This window comes from Synechococcus sp. WH 8101 (genome assembly GCF_004209775.1).
Lineage (GTDB): Bacteria > Cyanobacteriota > Cyanobacteriia > PCC-6307 > Cyanobiaceae > Synechococcus_C.
The window spans coordinates 1,370,346-1,390,280 of sequence record NZ_CP035914.1; the positions used below are offsets into that span (position 1 = coordinate 1,370,346).

21 protein-coding genes and 1 tRNA gene are annotated in these 19,935 nt (G+C 63.3%); 16 read left to right on the forward strand and 6 right to left on the reverse strand.

Annotation, left to right across the window (positions count from 1 at the left end; genetic code table 11):
* Positions 1-8: 8 nt before the first annotated feature.
* Positions 9-434 (reverse strand): peptidylprolyl isomerase, encoded by a 426-nt coding sequence (locus SynWH8101_RS07150; RefSeq protein WP_038001350.1) that lies wholly within the window; start codon positions 432-434, stop codon positions 9-11.
* 80 nt (positions 435-514) lie between these two features.
* On the opposite strand from SynWH8101_RS07150, the gene mtnP reads away from it, so the two are divergent.
* Positions 515-1,435, forward strand: a complete 921-nt coding sequence (gene mtnP / locus SynWH8101_RS07155; protein ID WP_130129171.1) for an S-methyl-5'-thioadenosine phosphorylase — start codon at positions 515-517, stop codon at positions 1,433-1,435.
* A gap of 13 nt (positions 1,436-1,448) precedes the next feature.
* Here the strand turns inward: mtnP and murQ are convergent, their stop codons facing one another.
* Genes murQ through dnaK form a run of 4 tightly spaced genes read right to left on the reverse strand, consistent with a single transcriptional unit; the run spans position 1,449 to position 5,701 of the window.
* Complete coding sequence (gene murQ / locus SynWH8101_RS07160) at positions 1,449-2,387, reverse strand: N-acetylmuramic acid 6-phosphate etherase (protein WP_165380954.1); 939 nt, start codon at positions 2,385-2,387, stop codon at positions 1,449-1,451.
* Between the two features lie 11 nt (positions 2,388-2,398).
* Positions 2,399-2,788 carry a DUF3110 domain-containing protein gene (locus tag SynWH8101_RS07165; RefSeq protein WP_130129172.1) on the reverse strand — a complete coding sequence of 130 codons (390 nt, stop codon included), beginning with the start codon at positions 2,786-2,788 and terminating at the stop codon, positions 2,399-2,401.
* 41 nt (positions 2,789-2,829) lie between these two features.
* Entirely contained in the window at positions 2,830-3,723 is an 894-nt protein-coding gene (locus SynWH8101_RS07170; RefSeq protein ID WP_130130410.1) for a DnaJ C-terminal domain-containing protein, read from the reverse strand.
* On the reverse strand, positions 3,707-5,701 hold the full coding sequence (gene dnaK, locus SynWH8101_RS07175) for a molecular chaperone DnaK (RefSeq protein ID WP_130129173.1): 1,995 nt from the start codon (positions 5,699-5,701) through the stop codon (positions 3,707-3,709). The genes SynWH8101_RS07170 and dnaK overlap by 17 nt, the downstream gene beginning before the upstream one ends.
* A 146-nt stretch (positions 5,702-5,847) precedes the next feature.
* Here dnaK and pstC point away from each other — a divergent pair, with 146 nt between their 5' ends.
* The 3 genes from pstC (at position 5,848) to pstB (ending at position 8,586) form a co-directional block, all read left to right on the forward strand.
* Positions 5,848-6,798: a phosphate ABC transporter permease subunit PstC gene (pstC, locus tag SynWH8101_RS07180; RefSeq protein ID WP_130129174.1), complete on the forward strand. Its 951-nt coding sequence runs from the start codon at positions 5,848-5,850 to the stop codon at positions 6,796-6,798.
* Between the two features lie 8 nt (positions 6,799-6,806).
* Positions 6,807-7,700, forward strand: coding sequence for a phosphate ABC transporter permease PstA (pstA, locus tag SynWH8101_RS07185; protein WP_130129175.1), 894 nt, complete (start codon positions 6,807-6,809; stop codon positions 7,698-7,700).
* A 67-nt stretch (positions 7,701-7,767) separates the two neighbouring features.
* Positions 7,768-8,586, forward strand: a complete 819-nt coding sequence (pstB, locus tag SynWH8101_RS07190) for a phosphate ABC transporter ATP-binding protein PstB (protein ID WP_130129176.1) — start codon at positions 7,768-7,770, stop codon at positions 8,584-8,586.
* 102 nt (positions 8,587-8,688) lie between these two features.
* On the opposite strand, the gene SynWH8101_RS07195 is transcribed toward pstB, so the two are convergent.
* Positions 8,689-8,775: transfer RNA gene (locus SynWH8101_RS07195), tRNA-Ser, on the reverse strand.
* 54 nt (positions 8,776-8,829) lie between these two features.
* Here SynWH8101_RS07195 and SynWH8101_RS07200 point away from each other — a divergent pair.
* The 12 genes from SynWH8101_RS07200 (at position 8,830) to SynWH8101_RS07255 (ending at position 19,915) form a co-directional block, all read left to right on the forward strand.
* Positions 8,830-9,198, forward strand: coding sequence for a 2Fe-2S iron-sulfur cluster-binding protein (locus tag SynWH8101_RS07200; RefSeq protein WP_130129177.1), 369 nt, complete (start codon positions 8,830-8,832; stop codon positions 9,196-9,198).
* Between the two features lie 4 nt (positions 9,199-9,202).
* Positions 9,203-10,048: an inositol monophosphatase family protein gene (locus SynWH8101_RS07205; protein ID WP_130129178.1), complete on the forward strand. Its 846-nt coding sequence runs from the start codon at positions 9,203-9,205 to the stop codon at positions 10,046-10,048.
* 23 nt (positions 10,049-10,071) lie between these two features.
* A complete protein-coding gene (locus SynWH8101_RS07210; protein ID WP_130129179.1) occupies positions 10,072-11,250 on the forward strand; it encodes an ATP phosphoribosyltransferase regulatory subunit in 1,179 nt (392 codons plus the stop codon).
* A gap of 24 nt (positions 11,251-11,274) precedes the next feature.
* Positions 11,275-11,499, forward strand: a complete 225-nt coding sequence (locus SynWH8101_RS07215; RefSeq protein WP_130129180.1) for a ferredoxin family protein — start codon at positions 11,275-11,277, stop codon at positions 11,497-11,499.
* Between the two features lie 82 nt (positions 11,500-11,581).
* On the forward strand, positions 11,582-13,492 hold the full coding sequence (gene htpG / locus SynWH8101_RS07220) for a molecular chaperone HtpG (protein WP_130129181.1): 1,911 nt from the start codon (positions 11,582-11,584) through the stop codon (positions 13,490-13,492).
* A gap of 62 nt (positions 13,493-13,554) precedes the next feature.
* A complete protein-coding gene (gene rpmB, locus SynWH8101_RS07225; protein ID WP_007102451.1) occupies positions 13,555-13,791 on the forward strand; it encodes a 50S ribosomal protein L28 in 237 nt (78 codons plus the stop codon).
* Between the two features lie 40 nt (positions 13,792-13,831).
* Positions 13,832-14,386 (forward strand): peroxiredoxin, encoded by a 555-nt coding sequence (locus SynWH8101_RS07230; RefSeq protein WP_130129182.1) that lies wholly within the window; start codon positions 13,832-13,834, stop codon positions 14,384-14,386.
* 98 nt (positions 14,387-14,484) lie between these two features.
* The gene (ggpS, locus tag SynWH8101_RS07235) at positions 14,485-15,984 is read left to right on the forward strand and encodes a glucosylglycerol-phosphate synthase (RefSeq protein WP_130129183.1); all 1,500 of its coding nucleotides are present in this window, start codon (positions 14,485-14,487) and stop codon (positions 15,982-15,984) included.
* A complete protein-coding gene (locus tag SynWH8101_RS07240) occupies positions 15,981-17,261 on the forward strand; it encodes an ABC transporter substrate-binding protein (protein WP_130129184.1) in 1,281 nt (426 codons plus the stop codon). Before ggpS ends, SynWH8101_RS07240 begins: the two co-directional genes overlap by 4 nt.
* Entirely contained in the window at positions 17,258-18,124 is an 867-nt protein-coding gene (locus SynWH8101_RS07245) for a carbohydrate ABC transporter permease (protein WP_130129185.1), read from the forward strand. The genes SynWH8101_RS07240 and SynWH8101_RS07245 overlap by 4 nt, the downstream gene beginning before the upstream one ends.
* A gap of 4 nt (positions 18,125-18,128) precedes the next feature.
* Positions 18,129-18,947, forward strand: coding sequence for a carbohydrate ABC transporter permease (locus tag SynWH8101_RS07250; protein WP_130129186.1), 819 nt, complete (start codon positions 18,129-18,131; stop codon positions 18,945-18,947).
* Positions 18,944-19,915 carry an ABC transporter ATP-binding protein gene (locus SynWH8101_RS07255; protein ID WP_130129187.1) on the forward strand — a complete coding sequence of 324 codons (972 nt, stop codon included), beginning with the start codon at positions 18,944-18,946 and terminating at the stop codon, positions 19,913-19,915. Before SynWH8101_RS07250 ends, SynWH8101_RS07255 begins: the two co-directional genes overlap by 4 nt.
* The last annotated feature ends 20 nt before the right edge of the window (positions 19,916-19,935 follow it).

The window sequence follows — 19,935 nt, forward strand, 5'->3', positions numbered from 1 at the left end:
TTAGCAGATCAGTCTTCGACGTTCACCTTGGTGATCCGGGAGCCGTTCTTCAGAGCCAGCACCACCGCCATGTCACCGGTCTGACCGAAGACGGTGTGGACCCCATCGAGATGGGGCTGGGCCTCGTGGACGATGAAAAACTGGCTGCCACCGGTGTTCTTGCCGGCATGGGCCATCGAGAGAGCGCCGGGCACGTGCTTGCGACTGTTGATCTCACAGTCGATCGTGTAGCCAGGGCCACCGGTGCCGGGCATGCCCTTGGCACCTTCACGGGAGTTGGGGCAACCGCCCTGGGCCATGAAGCCGTCGATGACGCGATGGAAGGCAAGCCCGTCGTAAAAGCCATCGCGGGCCAGTTTGACGAAGTTGGCCACGGTGTTCGGAGCGTCGGCATCGAACATCTCCAGCCGGATCAGGCCGGCGTCCGTCTCCATCAGAACAGTCGTCAAGGGGTGAACTGCGCAAACGGTCAGCCTAAGCAGGCGATGATGGTTGTCGACGACAAGATCAGCCAATGAACGCTTCGGCAGGGACGGCTCCCCTCGATGCGGCCCGGGTGGGAGTGATCGGTGGCAGCGGTCTCTATGCCATCGACGGGCTTACGGATGTGCAGGAGGTGGTGGTGGACACCCCCTTCGGCAGTCCCTCCGACCCCCTGCGGGTCGGGCGGCTCAACGGGGTGGATGTGGTGTTTCTGGCCCGCCATGGGCGCGGCCATCACCTGCTCCCGAGTGAAGTCCCCTATCGCGCCAACATCTGGGCGCTGCGCTCCCTCAACGTGCGCTGGTTGGTCTCCGTCTCGGCGGTAGGCTCCCTGCGGGAACATCTGCGCCCCCGCGACATGGTGGTGCCCTCCCAGTTCATCGATCGAACGATGCAGCGGCCCCAGTCGTTCTTCGGAGAGGGTTGCGTCGCCCACGTCAGCCTGGCGGAACCCTTCTGCTCCCGCCTCAGCACCCTGCTCGCCAACGCCGCCGAAGCGGAGATGCCAGCCGGGCACCACCTGCATCGGGGCGGCACCTACCTCTGCATGGAAGGGCCGGCATTCTCGACCCGAGCGGAAAGCGAGCTCTACCGCAACTGGGGCTGTGATGTGATCGGCATGACCAATCACACCGAAGCGCGACTGGCAAGGGAAGCGGAAATCGCCTACGCCTCCCTGAGCATGGTCACCGACTTCGATTGCTGGCACAACGACCACGACGCCGTGTCGGTGGAGATGGTGGTGGGCAATCTGCGCGCCAATGCGGTGGCCACCGGCCCGATCCTCCACCAATTGATGGAGTCTCTGAAGCAGCAGCGGCCCGCCTCGGTGGCCCACACAGCCCTCAAGGACGCCCTGATGACGGCGCCCGAAGCCGTTCCCGCTGAAACAAGACAGCGCCTCGATCTGTTCACCGCCCCCTATTGGGGGCCAGTGAGCACCACCCGGTGAGCCGCAGCCCTAACTAGGGCGACACCAGCGCCGCGCCGCACGACGCCAGGGCGGGCCGCAGTTGTTCGTTGTGCTCCCCCAGACAGGCTCGCGCCGGCTCCGCCTCCAGGCCCGTTGCGGCCATCAGCAAGGCGAGCTTCACCGAGCCTCCCGCTGCCTGCAGCAACCGCTCCCCATCCTCCCGGGGCACCCCCGCCAGATCGCGCAAGATCCGCAGGGCCCGGTCCACCAGCTTGCTGTTGCTAGCGGCCACATCCACCATCCGATTGCCATACACCTTGCCCAAGCGCACCATCACGCCGGTGGAGAGGATGTTTAGCGCCATTTTGGTGGCCGTCCCGGCTTTGAGCCGGGTCGAACCGGTGAGCAGTTCCGGCCCCGTGAGCAGACGGATGTCGATCGCGCAGGGCAGCGACGCCTGGGCGCTGGGGACGCAGGCCATGCCGATCGTGAGCGCGCCGAGGGAACCGGCGTAATCGAGCGCCCCATGCACATAGGGCGTGGTGCCGCCAGCAGCAATGCCCACCACGCAATCGGCCGTGCCGACACCGCGATCACGCAGAGCCTCGGCTCCGGCATCGCGCTGGTCCTCCAAACCCTCCGAACTGCGCAGCAACGCTGGAGCACCACCGGCGAGCACACCCTGCACCAGCTCGGGCGGACTGCAGAACGTGGGGGGACATTCCGCCGCATCCAGCACCCCGAGCCGTCCGGACGTCCCGGCGCCCACATAGAACAAACGGCCACCCTGGCGCAGCCGATCAGCGATCTGATCAATCGCCTCGGCCAGGGCCGGGGCGGCGGCGGCCACCGCCTCCTGGGGGCGACGATCCTCCGTAACAAACAGATCCACCAGGTCTGCGGTGCAGAGGCGATCGAGGGCGTGACTGCGCGGATTGGCCTGCTCCGTCATCAGATGGCCCCGGTCTTCCGATGCTGGAATGTGAGTCATCAGATAGCTCCTCAGAGCAGATTTTCAAGCTGTCGGCGAAACGCCTCCAGCTGGGCTGATTCATCAGAGGGCACAGCGGGTTCGGCGTCCTGCCAACCCGTCACATCCCGGTTGGCTGTGGGCGGCGACAACAACAGCCGCTCCTCATCGGTTTTGGGGACGAAACCACTTTCCACAAACCGCGCCACATAGCCAGCCTCCCGGCAGAAGATCTCGATGTCGTCCCGCTCGATCGCCTCCAGGCTGGGCACCGGAAAATCCTGGGCCTCGAGCAGACCGGCATAGCGCTCCGCATCATCCCGGTTCTCGAACATCAACACCACGGTGGATCCCGCCAGTTCGAGCGAATGGATCCCTTCGCTTTCACCGCCGGCGTCGTAAAGCAGCACGTGAACGAGCATGGCTGTTGGCAAAGCGCAGGCAGTTTGGCACCGGCCCGCGCTCACTCCTCCAGAGCCAGCTCCTGAAGCCGGCGATAGAGAGCCCGTTCAGCCTCCGTCAACGACGAGGGAATCACCACCACGATTTCCACCAACTGATCACCACGCTGACCTTCCAGCTCGAGCCCCCGGCCGCGCAACCGGAGCAAACGGCCGCTGGAGGAGCCAGGCGGCACCTGCAGGGTTACCGGTCCACGCAGAGTGGGCACCTCGACGGCGCATCCGAGCGCCGCGTCTGGAGGCAGCAGTTCGAGGCGATACAGCACTCGCAAGCCATCAATGCGCAGGCCCTCGTCGGTCTGTACGCGCAGGTGCAGAAAGTGATCACCCCCGCCCGGCGTCACCCCCGCCAGGCGCAGACGCCACCCATCACCGGCCCTTGATGGGGTCTGCACCTCCACCAACGTGCCGTCGGCCAGCTCCAGTTCCACGGCGGTGCCGTGCAGCGCCTGATCAGGGCTGAGCCACACATCGGTTTCCAGGCTTTCGGCGGCCTGGACCGGGGGAGGGGGCGGCGGTGGTGCGGCGGCAGGCCAGTCGGCATGGGCCGCCACGTCCGGTTCCGGTCGATCCATCGGTTCCGGCTCGGCCATGCCAAGCACCACGGCGAGGTAGTGCTCAAAACTGGGAAAGCCGCTGGCGAAGGGATCCGCACCGGGCTCGCCCGCGCCCCCCTGCTGACGCGACTCCCAGGCCTGACGACGCCTCGGGTCGCTGAGCACCGCATAGGCCTCATTGACCAACTTGAAGCGTTCCTCGGCCCGAATGTCGTTGCCATTGAGATCGGGATGCCAACGGCGGGCTTCCCGCCGGAAGGCGCGCTTCAGGGCCTCGCTGTCGCTGTCAGGAGGAAGACCGAGCAGCGCCCAGTAATCCGTTTCAGCGGTAGGGGTCATCGTCCCAGGGGTCGAAGCCTTGTCGGGTCGGGCCGTAGCGACCGGATGGCCGCCCACGCGGTGCCGCCCAGGGATCGTCATCCCAGTCGTCATCGGCGAAGAGCTCATCCTTCAGCGAACCGAGCGTGTTGCGGATGCCCTGCAAGGGGCTGGCCTCACTGCGCCGTTCCGCCGAAAGGCGGCGGTTGAGTCCGAACAGCGCCTCCTCCAGGGCACTCACGCTCAGTTCCAGCTCCTGCAGATCCTCCTGCTCGAGCGTGTCCTGCACATCACGCATGGCCATTTCCACGGCGCGCTGCTGCCGTTCGGCGCCGTAGGGCCCCAACTCCAACGCCGCGTCCCGCAAGCGCCGCTCCGCCTGGGCCACCAGGGTGAGGGCCCGGTTGCGCCGTTCGATACCGGCCCGCTTGCGCCGATCCTCATCGGCCCGCTCCTCCGCCTCCTTGAGCATGGCCTGTAGTTCGTCTTCGTTGAGGGTGGAGCCACCCTGAATCGTGACCGATTGCTTTCGGCCCGTGGTGCGGTCGGTGGCGCTGACCTGAAGGATGCCATTGGCATCGATATCAAAGGCCACCTGGATCTGGGGCACACCGCGAGGCGCCGGCGGAATGCCGGAGAGGCGGAAGCGACCGAGGGATTTGTTGTCGGCCGCCATCTGTCGCTCGCCCTGCCACACATGAATCTCCACCGAGGATTGATTCGGCTCCGAGGTGCTGAACACATCGGACTGACGCACCGGAATCGGTGTGTTGCGGGGGATCAGCACCTTCATCAGCCCACCCACGGTCTCCAAGCCGAGCGAGAGGGGCGTCACATCATTGAGCAGCAGATCGCGCAGTTCACCGGTGAGAATCCCGGCCTGCACCGCTGCACCGATCGCCACGACTTCATCGGGATTGACCGACTGGCAGGGGTCGTGGGGAATCAGGGTGCGCACCAGTTGCTGCACCATCGGCATCCGGGTGCTGCCGCCAACGAGCACCACATCGTCCACATCCTCGGCGGCCCAACCGGAATCGCGCAGGGCCGCCTGCACGGGAAGCAGCAGGCGGTCGAGCAGATCGGGGCAGAGGGATTCGAACGTGGTGCGATCCAGCCGGGTTTCGATGTGCAGAGGGCCATCAGCACCGGTGGCGATGAAAGGCAGGGAGATGGGCGTGCTGGCCACACCGGAGAGCTCCTGCTTGGCCTTTTCCGCCGCCTCGGTCAAGCGTTGCAGCGCCTGGCGATCCCGGCGGAGATCGATGCCGTGCTGCTCCTGAAACGCAGCGGCCAACCAGTCGACAATGCGTTGGTCAAAATCGTTGCCGCCCAGCTGGGTGTCGCCATTGGTGGCTTTCACATCAAACACACCGTTGGCGATCCGCAGCAACGACACATCGAAGGTGCCGCCGCCGAGGTCGAACACGAGCACCCGCTTCACAGCGCTGCGGTCGAAGCCGTAGGCGAGCGCTGCCGCCGTGGGTTCGTTGAGGATCCGCTCCACCTCCAGGCCGGCCAGGCGCCCCGCATCGCGGGTGGCCTGGCGCTGGGCGTCGTCGAAGTAGGCGGGAACGGTGATCACCGCGGCTTCGATCGGTTCACCTAAATAAGTGGAAGCGTCATCGACGAGCTTGCGCAGGATCGAGGCCACCAACTCCTCCGGCGCATACTCCCGCTCCATCTGGGGGCAGGCGACTCTCACATTGCCGCGGTCATTGGCGCGGATGGTGTAGGGCACCGCCAGGCTGGAGTCATCGAGCTCGTCCCAGGCGCGCCCCACGAAGCGTTTGAGGTTGGCGAAGGTGTTGCGCGGATTGAGCACCAACTGGCGACGGGCGGCCTGTCCCACCAGCAGTTCACCCTCTTTCGTGTAACCCACCACCGAAGGGGTCGTGCGCATCCCCTCGGCATTGGCGATCACCTGGGGACGACCGGCCTCCAGCACGGCCACGACGGAATTGGTGGTTCCCAGATCAATCCCGACGATTCGGCCCATAGCCACCTGAAGGTCGAACCCACGCTACCGAGGCCACCGCTGGCTTTCAGAGCCCCATGGACAGGGCAATCCCCGCCCTTTAAAGGGACCTTAGTGATGGACCACCCCTCCCAGCATTAGTTTTCGGGGGTCTGTTGCTGCACAGAATGTCTCCTGACACTGAGGAGCAGTACCTCCTGAGGCGTCGGCCGGCTTCCGAGAAGCTTGTTGATGTCGGCTTCAAAAATCTGGCGATCGCGCTGGCCTCGATGGTGGCGATCGTGCTGTTCGCCATTCTCGTGGTGGTGTTCTGGGGTTCCCTGGACTCCATGGGCCGTTACGGCTGGAAGTTTCTGGTGACCTCCAACTGGAATCCTGTCGACGATGAATACGGTGCCTTCACGGCCATTTACGGCACGATTGTCACCTCTCTGTTGTCATTGGCGATCGCCGTTCCCCTCGGCGTGGGCACCGCTGTGTTCATCACCGAAAACATCATTCCGCGCCGAATCCGCGATGTGATCGGTGTGATGGTGGAACTCCTGGCGGCGATCCCCTCCGTCGTTCTTGGCCTCTGGGCCATCTTCGTGCTCGAACCCTTCATTCGGCCCTTCCTTAATTGGCTGAATCAGGCCTTCGGCTGGCTGCCCATCTTCAGCTCCGCTCCGATGGGTCCTGGCATGGCGCCGGCGATCCTGATCCTCGTGGTGATGATCCTGCCGATCATCACTGCGATCGCCCGCGATTCCCTCAATCAGGTGCCGATCAAGCTGCGGCAAGCCGCTTATGGCGTCGGTACCACCCGTTGGGGAGCCATTCTCAACGTGATCCTGCCAGCTGCGGTGTCGGGGATCGTTGGTGGTGTGATGCTCGCGCTCGGACGAGCGATGGGTGAAACCATGGCCGTGACCATGATTATCGGCAATTCGAACAATTTCAGCTGGTCGCTCCTGGCCCCCGGCAACACGATTGCGGCGATGTTGGCGAACCAATTCGGTGAAGCCGATGGCAGCCAGGTGTCGTCGTTGATGTACGCCGCCTTTGTGCTGATCGTGTTGACCTTGGCGGTCAACGTGTTCGCCCAGTGGCTGGTGAAGCGTCTCAGCCTTAAGTACTGATCGAGATCATGACTGTTTCCAGTTCCGCCCGTCCGATTCCCGATCTCAGCTACAAGCCGGGCTTGCAACGCAACCTGCTGAGTCGCCTGCTCACCTTGATTGCCGGCCTGTTTTCGGCCATCTGCGTGCTTCCCCTCGTGCTGGTGTTGGCCTATGTGCTGATCATGGGCGGCGGCAAGATCAGCCTGGCTTTGTTCACCCAACTGCCGCCACCGCCGGGCCTGGAAGGTGGCGGTATCGGTAACGCCATTATCGGCACGATCATCGTGTCGATCATCGCCGGGCTGATCGCCATTCCGGTGGGTGTGGGCGGTGGCATCTTCCTGGCGGAATATTCCAAGGGCGGATCTTTCGCTCAGTTCATCCGCTTCGGCACCAATGTGCTCTCCGGCGTTCCTTCGATCATCGCCGGTGTGTTCATCTACGGCATCATCGTTTCGACCCGGATCTTTTTCGGCAATTCCTACAGCGCTCTAGCCGGTGGTATAGCCCTCTCGATTTTGATGCTTCCCACGGTAATCAAAACCACCGATGAAGGGCTCAAGCTGGTGTCCGACGACCTGCGGCGTGGTGCTCTTGGCGTCGGCGCCTCCCGATTCGTCACGATCGTGCGGATCACCCTGCCGACGGCCTTTACCCCGATCGCCACAGGAGTGGTGCTCTCGATCGCCCGTGCGGCTGGTGAAACAGCACCCCTGATCTTCACTGCCCTGTTCTCTCCCTTCTGGCCAGAGGGAATTTTCAATCCGATCGCCAGCCTGTCGGTGCTGATCTACAACTTCGCGATCATGCCTTATCAGGCCCAGAACGAATTGGCCTGGGCAGCCTCCTTTGTTCTGGTGGTGTTCATCCTCGCCATGAACCTCTTCGCCCGTTGGCTTGGCCGTTTTGCTGCCAAGTAATCGGCATCTTGAACGGTCGCTTCAGCACCCCCTTCTCTGACACCTCTACCAATCACCCTTCAGGGTCATGACTCTCTCCACTGCCATTCCCAGCCAGCAGGTGTCAGAAGATACCTGCATCTCCCTGCAGAACGTCACGATCAGCTACGGCAGCTATGAAGCTGTCCGCAACGTCTTCTGTGACATTCCCCGCGGCAAGGTCACAGCCTTCATCGGCCCTTCCGGTTGCGGTAAATCCACCGTGCTGCGGGCCCTGAACCGCATGAACGACCTGATTGAAGGCTGTTCACTCAAGGGGCGGGTGATTTTCGACGGGGCCGACCTCTATGACCCCAACGTTGATCCTGTGGAAGTGCGCAGGCGCATCGGCATGGTGTTTCAGCAGCCGAACCCCTTCCCCAAGAGCATCTACGAAAACATTGCCTTCGGGGCCCGGATCAACGGCTACACCGGCGACATGGATGAGTTGGTCGAGCGCTCCCTGCGTCAGGCCGCCGTGTGGGATGAGTGCAAGGACAAGCTCAACGAGAGTGGCTATTCCCTCTCCGGTGGCCAGCAACAGCGCCTCTGCATCGCCCGCACGATTGCCATCCAACCCGAAGTGATTCTGATGGACGAGCCCTGCTCGGCCCTCGACCCGATCTCCACCTTGAAGATCGAGGAAACCATGCATGAGCTGAAGAAGAGCTTCACGATCGTGATCGTGACCCACAACATGCAACAGGCCGTTCGCGTCAGCGACATGACGGCCTTCTACAACGCCGAGGCCCAGGAAGGGGGCTCCGGCAAGGTGGGCTACCTGGTGGAATTCAATGAAACCGAGAAAATTTTCAACGCCCCTACCCAACAAGCCACCCAGGATTACGTGTCTGGCCGCTTCGGTTGATCCAGTTGGCGGCACTGCCAAGCTCCGCTCCAGCAGCGGGGCTTTTTTAATGGCAAAAACTAATGGCAAAAAAAACCGGCCCCCTGGGGCCGGATCATGCAACGGAGAGGGAGGGATTCGAACCCTCGATAGAGTTGCCCCTATACAGCATTTCCAGTGCTGCGCCTTCGACCACTCGGCCACCTCTCCAGAGGCTGGGTGTGGCAAGTGAGAATGTAGCAGGGCGTTCCCTCACCACCAGCCATGCCACGCAGCCATCGGATCACGATTCATTGGCGTCAGGCGCATCGCACGATCACCCATGAAGTGCCTGAGGGGGACTACATCCTCAAAAGCTTTGAAGCGCAAGGGGATCCCCTGCCCTTCTCCTGCCGCAATGGCTGCTGCACCGCCTGCGCTGTCCGCGTCCTGAGTGGTGAAGTCGACCAACGCGAGGCGATGGGCCTCTCGAAGGAGTTGCGTGCCAAGGGCTATGGCCTGCTCTGCGTTGCGCGGGCGGTGGGACCGCTTGAGGCCGAAACCCAGGATGAAGATGAGGTCTACGACCTCCAGTTCGGGCGGCACTTCGGACGGGGACAGGTGCGCCCGGGGCTGCCCCTGGATGAGGACTGACGTGATGGACCAACAACAGATCAACCATCTGCACGGGATCGCCCGCCAGGCCGCCGAGGTGGGCGGCACCGTGCTGATGGCCCACTACGGTCAACTCACCTCGATCCGCAGCAAGGGACGCATCGGCGATCTGGTGACGGAGGCCGACCTGGCAGCCGAGGCCGAAGTGCTTGGACTGCTGCGGGAGCGCACGCCTGAGATCGGCATCCTGGCGGAGGAATCGGGCCTCAGTGGCCCGAATCAGGGGCTGCAATGGGTCGTCGACCCGCTCGATGGCACCACCAACTTCGCCCACGGCTATCCCTTTTTCGCCACGTCCGTAGGCCTGACTCTGGAGGGTCGGCCTCTGCTGGGGGCCATCGCCGTGCCCTACCTGAAGCAGACCTATCACGGTTGCCCTGGCCTCGGCGCCTTCTGCAACGACACCCCCATCCATGTGAGCGACTGCAGCAGCCTGCAAGATTCCCTGCTGGTCACCGGTTTTGCTTACGACCGACACAGCCGCCTCGACAACAACTACGCCGAGTTCTGCACATTGACGCACCAGAGTCGGGGTGTGCGACGGGGCGGCGCCGCGGCGGTGGACCTGGCATTCGTCGCTGCCGGACTTGTGGATGGCTACTGGGAACGGGGACTGGCCCCCTGGGATCTGGCGGCCGGCGTGGCTCTGGTGGAATTGGCTGGTGGCGTGGTGAGCGGCTATGGCGACGCCCCGTTTGATCTCCACGAGGGTCGGATCGTGGCAGCGGGGGCAGGGCTGCATACCCCGTTGCGGCAGTGCCTGGCCGGCATCGAACCCCTGGATGGGGCCAGCTATGGGGCGCCAGCGCTGGGGGCCATGGGATCCTGAGAAGGCCCAGTGGACCCATCGCGATGGCCCTTCAACCGGCGGCGGGAGCCCGCGATCTGAATCCCCAGCAGGTCGAACACAACCATCGGCTCAGGGAGCGCCTTGCTTCGGTGTATCGGCGTTGGGGCTACGAGGAAGTGGCGCCACCGCGGGTGGAGCGCCTCGACACCCTCAAAGCCGGCGGCGGCATCGCCAGTGAAGACATCGTGCGGCTGGTGGCGGATGAACCTCTCGGTCTCAGGCCGGAAATGACAGCCTCCATTGCCCGGGCGGCCAGCACCCGGTTTGCCAAGCGCAGTCGTCCCCTGCGGCTGTGGGCTTCGGGCACGGTGTTTGAAAATCGGCAGGCCGATGAAGGCCGCCAATGCATCGAAGAGAAACTGCACAGCGGCGTGGAACTCTTCGGTGCCAACGCGATCGGCGCCGAACTGGAGCTGCTGACGCTGTTGATGGATGCCCTGGCCAGCCTCGATCTTCAGGGGGATCCGCAGGTGCGGCTGCTGCTCGGCCACGCCGACCTGATGACCCTGATCCTGGCCCCCTTCCGCGGCACGGAACGGGAAGCGATCCGCATCGCCCTGATGCGCTACGACCGGCTCAGCCTCGAGGCCCTGGATCTGGATGCCACCACGATGGAGCGGTTGACACGCCTGATGGATCTCCGTGGTGAACCGAACGCCGTGCTCGAAGCCCTGAGGCGATTGTTTGGGCCTCAACCCTCCCTGAGCGAACTGGAGCGTTTGTTCGAGCACCTGACGCCCCTCGCCCGGGGCCAGGGCGTCACCCTGCAGCTGGATCCGAGCTTCCAATCCCATTACGGCCTCTACGACGGCCTGGTGTTTCAGCTGATCTGCCAGGGACAGTCCGCACCCGTGGTGGTGGCCCGGGGTGGTCGCTACGACGCCCTGGTGAAACGCTTCGGCGCCAGCGGCGGTGATGGTGCTGGTGTTGGCTTCAGCTTCTGTCTCGATGACATCCGCGATTTGCCCTCCTCCCTGGCCGATTCCGCCCCATCGGAGCGCCGGGTGCTGGTGTGCCATGGCCCCACGCAGCGCCTGGAGGAAGCGATCGCGGAGCAACGTCGTCTGCATGGCCAGGGCCGCCAAGCCGAACTGGCACTGGAACCCTGCACCGACCGCGCCATGGCGGAGCAGCAGCAACACGACAGGCAATGCGACGACCTGGTCTGGCTTGGTGCCTAAAGTTGCCGTTGCTTGGTTCACGGCATGGCCCACACAATCGTCACCGATGTCTGCGAGGGAATTGCCGACTGCGTCGATGCCTGTCCGGTGGCGTGCATTCAACCCGGCCGAGGGCGCAATAAGAAAGGCACAGAGTTCTACTGGATCGATTTCGACACCTGCATTGATTGCGGCATCTGCCTGCAGGTGTGCCCGGTGGATGGTGCGATTCTTGCCGAGGAACGGGCCGATCTCCAGCGCCGCCCCTGAACGGTTCGGTCACCACCCCACGGGCTGACTTGTTCCGGCCTTCGCTCCTGCCATAGGTTCTGTCAGTCATTGACCCAGGGCGATGCTGGAACAAGGCCAGATTCAGATTCATACCGAGAACATCTTCCCGATCATCAAAAAGGCCGTGTATTCCGGCCATGAGGTGTTCCTCCGTGAATTGGTCAGCAACAGTTCTGACGCGATCAGCAAGCGCCGCATGGCCTCCATGGCTGGCGACTGCTCCGAAGGTTCGGATGGCCTGATTCAGATTCGAATCGACCGCGAGAAAAAAACGATCACCGTGTCTGACAACGGCATTGGCATGACAGCCGATGAAGTGAAGCGGTATATCAACCAGGTGGCGTTTTCAAGCGCCGAGGATTTCCTGGAAAAATACAAACAGGAAAGCGATGCGATCATCGGCCACTTCGGCCTGGGCTTTTATTCCAGCTTCATGGTGGCCAGGCAGGTTGAATTGGTCACCCTCTCAGCTCGGCCAGAGCAGCAGGCCGTGCGCTGGAGTTGTGATGGATCCCCCTCCTTCACGCTGGATCAGGCGGAACGCTCGGAGCCGGGCACCGATGTGATTCTGCATCTGCTGGAGGAGGAGCTGGAGTATCTGGAGCCGGCCCGCCTCCGCACGCTGATCACCCAGTACTGCGACTTCATGCCGGTACCGGTGCAGCTGGAGGGAGAAACGATCAACAAGCAAACGGCGCCGTGGCGTCAGAGCAGTCGGGAGCTGAGTGATCAAGACTACATCGATCTCTACCACTATCTCTATCCCTTCCAGGGTGATCCCCTGCTCTGGGTGCACCTCAACACCGACTATCCCTATGCCCTCCAGGGAATTCTGTATTTCCCGAAATCGACTGGACGAGCCGACTGGGAAAAGGGGGAGATTCGGTTGTATTGCAACCAGGTGTTCGTGAGCGACTCGATCAAAGAAATCGTGCCCCGCTACCTCCTGCCCCTGCGTGGCGTCATTGATTCTCCTGATATTCCGCTGAATGTGAGTCGGAGTGCCCTGCAGACCGACCGACGGGTGCGTTCCATCGGCAATTTCGTGGCCAAGAAGGTGGCGGATCGGCTCAAGTCGTTGAAACAGGACGATGCGTCGGCCTATGCGGATGCCTGGGAAGCGCTGGCGCCCTTCGTGAAGATCGGCGCCATGGAGGATGAAAAGTTCGCCGATCAGGTCGAGCCCCTGGTGCTGTTCGGCACCACTGCCGAAAGCGACGATGGGGAGTCCGAAACCGGGGCGGCCATCCTGCGCAGCGGAGACAAGGCTTACACCACCCTGGAGGGTTACACCTCGCGCCTACCCCAGAGTTCCGACAAGCAGCGCGTGCTCTATTGCAGCGATGAGATCGCCCAGGCTGGCGCCCTCAGCCTCTGGAAGGGCCAGGGCGCGGAAGTGCTCTTTGCCGACACGGTGATCGACAGCCAATTCCTTCCCTGGTTGGAGTCACGCCATGACGAGCTCCGCTTCCAGCGCGTCGATGCGGAACTGGATGACAGCCTGAAAGACGACGCACCAGACCTGGCCGATCAAGGCGGTGAGACCCAGGCGGAAAGTCTGCGCAACCTGATGAAGGAGGCGCTCGCCAACGACAAGGTGACGATTCAGGTGCAGGCGCTCAAGGGAGGAGCCGACGCTCCGGCGGCCCTCATCCTTCTGCCCGAACAGATGCGCCGGATCAACGACATCGGTGCGCTGATGGAACAGCGACTGCCAGGCCTTCCGGAGCATCACGTGTTGGTGGTGAATCGCAGCCATCCGATGGTGGAAGGCCTGCTCAAACTCGAATCCGGCGGCGTGCTGGTGGGCGCTGGCAGCAGCTCCCCCAGCAAAGCCCTCGCCCGCGATCTCGCCGTCTATCTCTATGACATGGCGCGCCTGGCGGTCGGTGGCCTCGAACCGAAGGAACTGAGCGGGTTCCAGACCCGCAGCAGTCGCCTGATGGCCTCACTGATGGAACGGGGACTGTGAGCTTGCTTTGCTAAAGTTGTCGTTTGATCCTTTTGGATCAGCGATCAGTCACGGAGTCGATCATGTCCCGGGTATGTCAGCTCACCGGCACGCGCGCCAATAACGGCATGGCTGTGAGCCACTCCCATATCCGCACCAAAAAGCTGCAGCAGGCCAACCTGCAGCAGCGTCGTCTCTGGTGGGCCGAGGGCAAGCGCTGGGTCAACCTGCGCATCACCACCCGCGCTCTGAAAACGATCCAGAAAAAAGGTCTCGGCGCCTACGCCCGCTCCCTCGGTATCGATCTCAGCAAGATCTGAGTTCTGCCTAAGGTCCTGAGAACGTCAGGATCCTGTCACCATGCAGCGTCGCACGCTCCTCCAACTGTTTCTGGTCGGAGGGGCTTTTGTATGGCGCACGCCCCAGCAGGCCCTGGCCCTCGGCGGCACACTCCCGAGCTTGAACCAAGCGGCCCCAGGATTTGATTGCCCGGGCACCTCACGCCGTGATCCCAGCCGCACCCAGTGGTCGCTGCAGGATTTTCGTGGTCAGTGGCTCGTTCTTTATTTCTATCCACGCGATTTCACCTCCGGCTGCACCCTTGAAGCCCATGGTTTTCAAGCCGCCCTCGCCGACTTCGAAGCTGCCGGAGCATCAATCGCCGCAGTGAGCGCCGATCCTGTCGATGAGCATGCCTCGTTCTGCAGCAGCGAAGGCCTCGATTTCGTGTTGCTCTCCGATCCCAAGGGCCAGGTGAGCCAGCGCTATGGCTCCTGGATGGCACCCTTCTCGATGCGCCACACCTTCCTGATCGATCCGAATGGTGTGTTGCGCCAAATCTGGACCGGAGTGCGCCCAGCCGGACACGCCCGGGAGGTGCTCGCTTCACTGCAGACGCTTCAGGCCACAGGCTGACCCCGCCTCAGGTTTGACAAAGAGCCCGCTTTAAGGAATGGTGGAAGGGGATGTTAAGCGTTGGATTGAAGCAATCCAACCGAGGAGAAATCGCTTCCATGTTGAAAGAAGAAGGCAAAAGTTCATTCATTCTTCTCTACCACCGCACCCCTTTTGACGAAGGTAGAGATGAGCAGGGAAAGCGAATCTGGATCGATCAGAAGAGTCCCAACGGCATCATTCCAACCCTGCGGAACCTGTTTAGCAGCCGCCTTGATGGCACCTGGATTGCCTGGCGTCAGGTGGAATCGATCGATGGGGTTGAGGATGAGCGCATCGCCATGGACGCGCCGGCAGACTTCACGTTGCGACGCATTCCGCTTGAACAGGAGCAGATCTCAAGTTTTTATCACGTCACGTCGAAGGAATCGTTCTGGCCGATTCTTCACACCTTTCCCACTTATTTCGACGTCAACAACACCGACTGGACGATCTTTCAGGACGTCAATCAACGGTTTGCCCAAGCCGCCTGCCACGAGTCGGCTCAAGGGGCCACCGTGTGGGTGCACGACTACAACCTTTGGTTAGCACCCGGCTACATCCGCCAGCAACGACCAGATCTGAAAATCGCCTTTTTCCATCACACCCCCTTCCCCGGGAATGATGTGTTCGCGATTCTGCCCTGGCGGGAGCAGATCCTCGAAAGTCTGCTCAGTTGCGATCTCGTTGGTTTTCATATCCCGCGCTACACCGAAAACTTCGCCCGAGCCGCCAACTGCCTTCTCGGTGCCCGCAAGGGACCGAAGCAGCCAGTCAACGCCCGATTCCTCTCCACCGGCTCCGCCCTCACGGAACCGTCGGAAACACCCTGGCTCGACTACAAAGGTCGGCGGATTCGGCTGCTCTCGTCGCCGGTGGGCACCTCACCGGATGTGATTCAGGCCCTGGTGAATCGCGACGACATTCAGGACTATGCCGCTCGCATTGAAGAGGACACCCGCAAGGGTCGTCAGCTGATCCTCTCGGCCAGCCGGGTGGACTACACCAAAGGCAACGAGGAGTTGCTGCTGGCCTTCGAGCGACTGCTGGAACGTCGCCCGGAATTGCACGGCCAGGTGGTGCTCATGCTCGCCTGTGTGTCAGCCGCCAGTGGGATGAAGATCTACGAGGACACGCAGCGCTCCATCGAAGAAATGGCAGGGCGGATCAACGGGCGCTTCAGCCTCATGGACTGGGTGCCGATCCGCTTCTCGACCCGCCGGATTCCCTACGAAGAAATGGTGGCCTGGTTCAGCAAAGCCGATGTCTGCTGGATCACCCCCCTGCGCGACGGTCTCAACCTGGTGGCCAAGGAATACGCCGCTGCCCGCCGCGATCACGGCGGCGTGCTGGTGCTCTCCGAGTTCACCGGTGCCTCGGTGGTGCTGGATGGTGCCGTGCTCACCAATCCCTATTCCCATCGCCGCATGGATGAGGCGATCGATCAGGCCCTGGCGATGCCCCCCGAGGAACAGCAACAGCGCATGCGCAAGATGTCGGCCGCCGTGGAGGCCTTCACCGTGAGTGACTGGGCTGAGGAGCAGATGGGAGCCCTGCGCGAGGACTCCGGCGCGGCATGACAGCCGCCCTGCGCCGTCTTCGGCCCTGGATGGTGGCGGCCCTGACCATGGCACTGCTGGTCGCAGGGAGCGTCGCCTGGCTACAGGCTCGCCCTATCGAACCGGTCAACATTCTGATGCCGGCGCCGTTTGCCGATGCGACCCAACCCCTGGTGCAGCGGTTCAACCAGGAGCATCGCGGTCGCATCCGGCTCACGGTGACGCGAGGTCCGTTGGAGACGGAGGCAATCTCCGATCTAGCCATCAGCAGTCTGCTGCTGGGCGACACCCCCTTTGATGCCCTGTTGATGGACGTCACCTGGATGCCCAAATATGTGGCCGCGGATTGGCTGCAACCCCTCGATCCCTGGTTTGGCCCCGAGGCTATGGAAGCCCTGGCCGAGGGCGTCCGTGCTGGCAACAGCGTCAACGATGTGCTCTACCGCTGGCCCCTCGTCGCCAGCATGGGGCTGCTCTACTGGCGCACGGATCTGATCGAGCAGCCGCCCCGCACCCCGCAGGAACTGGTGACGATCAGCCGGCAGCTCCAGGCCGATGGCCGGGTGCCCTGGGGCTACGTGTGGGAAGGGCGCCAATACGAAGGGCTCAGCTGCGTGTTTCTCGAGCTGGTTCATGGCTTCGGGGGGTTCTGGTTCCACCCCGACCAGGTGGCTGTGGGCCTCAACCAACCCCAGGCGATCGCCGCAGCCGCCTGGCTGCGTCAACTGATCAGCGAGGGGATCAGCCCCGAGGCGGTGACCAACTACGCCGAACCAGAGGCCTTGCAGAGCTTCAAGGCCGGGGATGCCGCCTTCATGCGCAACTGGCCCTATGCCTGGGCCGAACTCCAGCAGCCGGACAGCGCCGTGCGCGGTCGGGTGGGGATCACCACGATGGTGGCCAACAGCGGCGATCCCTCCACCGCCACCCTGGGCAGTTGGGGCCTTTCCATGTTGCGCGGCAGTGCCCACCCTGAAGCCACGGCCACGGCGATCCGCTATCTCAGCTCCACCGAATCGCAGAAGGCGCTGTTTCTCTCCCACGGCTACACCCCCACCGCAGCAAGCTTGTATCGCGATCCCGAGTTGATCGCTATGAATCCGATCCTCCCCCAACTGGAGGAGGCGCTGAAGCACGCCCTGCCCAGGCCGGAAACCCCCCTCTACGCCCAGATCAGCGACGTGCTGCAGCGTGACCTGAGCGCCAGCCTCACCGCCCAGCAGTCCGCCGCGCAGGGGATGGAGCGGGCCAACGCCAGCACCGAGGCGATCCTGCGGTCCGCCGGAGAAACGCTGTGATCCTGCTGCTTGTTCCCGCCGGCCTGCTCCTGCTCGTGGTGTTTGCGGCGCCGCTGCTGCATTACGCCTGGCTCAGCAACCACGCCGACTCGGTGGTTACCGGCCTGGAGCCGGTGCGCAATCACGGTGCCAACTGGATCCGACTGCTCCAGGATCAACGCTTCTGGCAAGACGCCGCCCAGACCCTGCGCTTCGCCGTGGTGTCGGTGGGGGTGGAACTGCTGCTGGCCCTGGCAATCGCCCTCTTGCTCGATCAACGCTGGCGTGGCCGCGGTGCCGTGCGTGCCATCGCCCTGATTCCGTGGGCGCTGCCCACCACCGTGATGGCCCTGGGCTGGCGCTGGATCTTCAACACCCCCTACGGCCCCCTCGATCAACTGGCACACGCACTCGGCTGGCCATCGCTGAACTTGTTGGCCAATCCTTCAATCACCTGGATCGCCACGGTGGTGGGTGATGTGTGGAAAACCACGCCGTTTGCGGCCCTGATCCTGCTAGCCGGCTTGCAGACCATTCCCGGCGATCTCTATGAGGCGCTGCGCCTGGAAGGGGGCAGCAGCTGGGTCTGCTTCCGACGCATCACCCTGCCCCTGCTGCGCCCTTACCTGGCTCTGGCCCTGTTGTTCCGGCTGGCCCAGGCCTTCGGCGTGTTTGATCTGATCCAGGTGATGACCGGTGGCGGACCGGCCAGCAGCACCGAAAGCCTGGCGCTGTATGCCTACCTCAACGCGATGCGGTTCCTCGATTTCGGCTACAGCGCCACCGTGGTGAGTGGCAGCTTCCTGCTCTTACTCGGTCTCTGCCTCGGCGGTTGGTGGCTGGCCCTCGGCCTCTCCAGGCCCCAGGGGCAGCAGGAGGTGTAAGCGGATGTCACACCAACGTCGCTTCTGGATTGTGCTGTTGCTGGCCTGGTCGCTCGGCCCCCTGCTCTGGCAGCTTTACACCTCCTTTTGCAGCGATCAGGCCCTGGTGACACCCTTTGCCGCCACGCCGGAGCACTGGACCCTGGCCCATTACCGGGCCGTGCTCAACAGTGAGCCACCGTTTTGGCGCTATCTGCTGAACAGCCTGATCGTGGGCACCAGCAGCACGCTGCTCACCCTGGTGATCGCCCTCCCCGCCGCCTATGCCCTCACCCGGCTCAAGCCCTGGATTGCACGCCCGGCGCGGCTGCTGCTGCTGGCGGCCGCGCTGTTTCCCTACGTGTTGCTGTTTTTGGCCCTGTTGGAGGTGGCGCGGAGCTTACATCTGGGCAATCACCTGCTCGCCCTGAGCATTCCCTATGCCGCCCTCTCCCAGCCCCTGGCGATCCTGCTGCTCACCGCAGCCTTCCGGGATCTGCCCCTCGACCTGGAGGATGCCGCCCGTCTTGAGGGGATGGGGCTGTGGCAACGCCTGCGGTGGGTGCTGATCCCTCTGATCGCACCCGCCACCACCAGTACGGCGATTCTGGTGTTTCTCTTCTACTGGAACGAATACCCGATCGCCCTCACCTGGATCAGCGACGCCTCCCTGCTCACCCTGCCGGTGGCGATGGCCCGGATCGCCGGATCCTCGATTTACTCCGTTCCTTACGGTGCCTACGCAGCTGCCACCGTGCTGGGGTCGATTCCGCTGGTGCTCCTGGTGCTGCTGTTCCAGAAATCGATCGTTTCAGGTCTGACCAGCGGAGCCGTGAAGGGATGAGTCTGCGCCTCTCAAACATCGGTCGCCGCGCCGGCCAGCAGTGGATTCTTCGCCATCTGGAGCTGACGGTGAGCGATGGCCAATGCCTCGCCCTTGTCGGCGCGAGCGGCTGCGGCAAAAGCACCACCCTGCGGCTGATTGCCGGGCTTGATCCAGCTGATGAGGGCACCATTGAACTCGGTGGACGCGACATCACCCACATGCCTGCTGTGCAACGCCGCATCGGCATGGTGTTTCAGAGCTATGCCCTGTTCCCCCACCTCAGCGTCGCCGACAACCTCGATCTGGGCCTGAAGATTCGCGGGATCGCCATCCAGGAACGACGCCGTCGGGTGAGCGACGTGCTGGAACGCATGCGGCTGAAGGAACGGGCCGCCCACAAACCGGCCCAGCTCTCCGGTGGTCAACGCCAGCGCGTCGCCCTGGCCCGGGCCCTGCTCCGCGATCCACTCATCTATCTGATGGATGAGCCAATGAGCAATCTCGATGCCCAGCTGCGGGAAGACCTCCGGCCGGAATTACGCCAACTGGTGTTGCGCGATCAGAAACCGGTCCTCTACGTGACCCACGATCAACACGAAGCGATGGCCATGGCGGATCGGATCGCCGTGCTGCATCAGGGCAGGCTGGAACAGATCGGCACGCCGAGCGAGCTGTATCGCGATCCGGTGTCGCTGTTTGTGGCCACCTTCATCGGTCGCCCCCAGATCAACCTGCTGCACACCGAGTCCAGCATCGTGCGTGGCGTCCGCCCGGAGGCCCTGCAGCTGCAAGCCGACGGCCTGCCCTGCCGACTTACCCACCTGGAGTGGCTCGGTGCCTCCCAACTCTGGTATCTCGACAGCCCGCAGGGGGCCTTGCGCATGGTGCTGGCCGCCGACAGCCGCGTCCCCGAGACGATCCGAGTCGGCTGGCGGCCCCAGGACGAGCTGCGGTTTGACGCAGTCAGCGGCCAGCGCCATCGCTAGGTTGACGGCGGCAGTGCTGC

What these genes read in the sequence shown, in the direction of transcription:
- SynWH8101_RS07150 (WP_038001350.1), bottom strand. Translation starts at nt 434, where the DNA reads ATGGAGACGGACGCCGGCCTGATCCGGCTGGAGATGTTCGATGCCGAC.
- mtnP (WP_130129171.1), top strand. Translation starts at nt 515, where the DNA reads ATGAACGCTTCGGCAGGGACGGCTCCCCTCGATGCGGCCCGGGTGGGA.
- murQ (WP_165380954.1), bottom strand. Translation starts at nt 2,387, where the DNA reads ATGACTCACATTCCAGCATCGGAAGACCGGGGCCATCTGATGACGGAG.
- SynWH8101_RS07165 (WP_130129172.1), bottom strand. Translation starts at nt 2,788, where the DNA reads ATGCTCGTTCACGTGCTGCTTTACGACGCCGGCGGTGAAAGCGAAGGG.
- SynWH8101_RS07170 (WP_130130410.1), bottom strand. Translation starts at nt 3,723, where the DNA reads ATGACCCCTACCGCTGAAACGGATTACTGGGCGCTGCTCGGTCTTCCT.
- dnaK (WP_130129173.1), bottom strand. Translation starts at nt 5,701, where the DNA reads ATGGGCCGAATCGTCGGGATTGATCTGGGAACCACCAATTCCGTCGTG.
- pstC (WP_130129174.1), top strand. Translation starts at nt 5,848, where the DNA reads ATGTCTCCTGACACTGAGGAGCAGTACCTCCTGAGGCGTCGGCCGGCT.
- pstA (WP_130129175.1), top strand. Translation starts at nt 6,807, where the DNA reads ATGACTGTTTCCAGTTCCGCCCGTCCGATTCCCGATCTCAGCTACAAG.
- pstB (WP_130129176.1), top strand. Translation starts at nt 7,768, where the DNA reads ATGACTCTCTCCACTGCCATTCCCAGCCAGCAGGTGTCAGAAGATACC.
- SynWH8101_RS07200 (WP_130129177.1), top strand. Translation starts at nt 8,830, where the DNA reads ATGCCACGCAGCCATCGGATCACGATTCATTGGCGTCAGGCGCATCGC.
- SynWH8101_RS07205 (WP_130129178.1), top strand. Translation starts at nt 9,203, where the DNA reads ATGGACCAACAACAGATCAACCATCTGCACGGGATCGCCCGCCAGGCC.
- SynWH8101_RS07210 (WP_130129179.1), top strand. Translation starts at nt 10,072, where the DNA reads ATGGCCCTTCAACCGGCGGCGGGAGCCCGCGATCTGAATCCCCAGCAG.
- SynWH8101_RS07215 (WP_130129180.1), top strand. Translation starts at nt 11,275, where the DNA reads ATGGCCCACACAATCGTCACCGATGTCTGCGAGGGAATTGCCGACTGC.
- htpG (WP_130129181.1), top strand. Translation starts at nt 11,582, where the DNA reads ATGCTGGAACAAGGCCAGATTCAGATTCATACCGAGAACATCTTCCCG.
- rpmB (WP_007102451.1), top strand. Translation starts at nt 13,555, where the DNA reads ATGTCCCGGGTATGTCAGCTCACCGGCACGCGCGCCAATAACGGCATG.
- SynWH8101_RS07230 (WP_130129182.1), top strand. Translation starts at nt 13,832, where the DNA reads ATGCAGCGTCGCACGCTCCTCCAACTGTTTCTGGTCGGAGGGGCTTTT.
- ggpS (WP_130129183.1), top strand. Translation starts at nt 14,485, where the DNA reads ATGTTGAAAGAAGAAGGCAAAAGTTCATTCATTCTTCTCTACCACCGC.
- SynWH8101_RS07240 (WP_130129184.1), top strand. Translation starts at nt 15,981, where the DNA reads ATGACAGCCGCCCTGCGCCGTCTTCGGCCCTGGATGGTGGCGGCCCTG.
- SynWH8101_RS07250 (WP_130129186.1), top strand. Translation starts at nt 18,129, where the DNA reads ATGTCACACCAACGTCGCTTCTGGATTGTGCTGTTGCTGGCCTGGTCG.
- SynWH8101_RS07255 (WP_130129187.1), top strand. Translation starts at nt 18,944, where the DNA reads ATGAGTCTGCGCCTCTCAAACATCGGTCGCCGCGCCGGCCAGCAGTGG.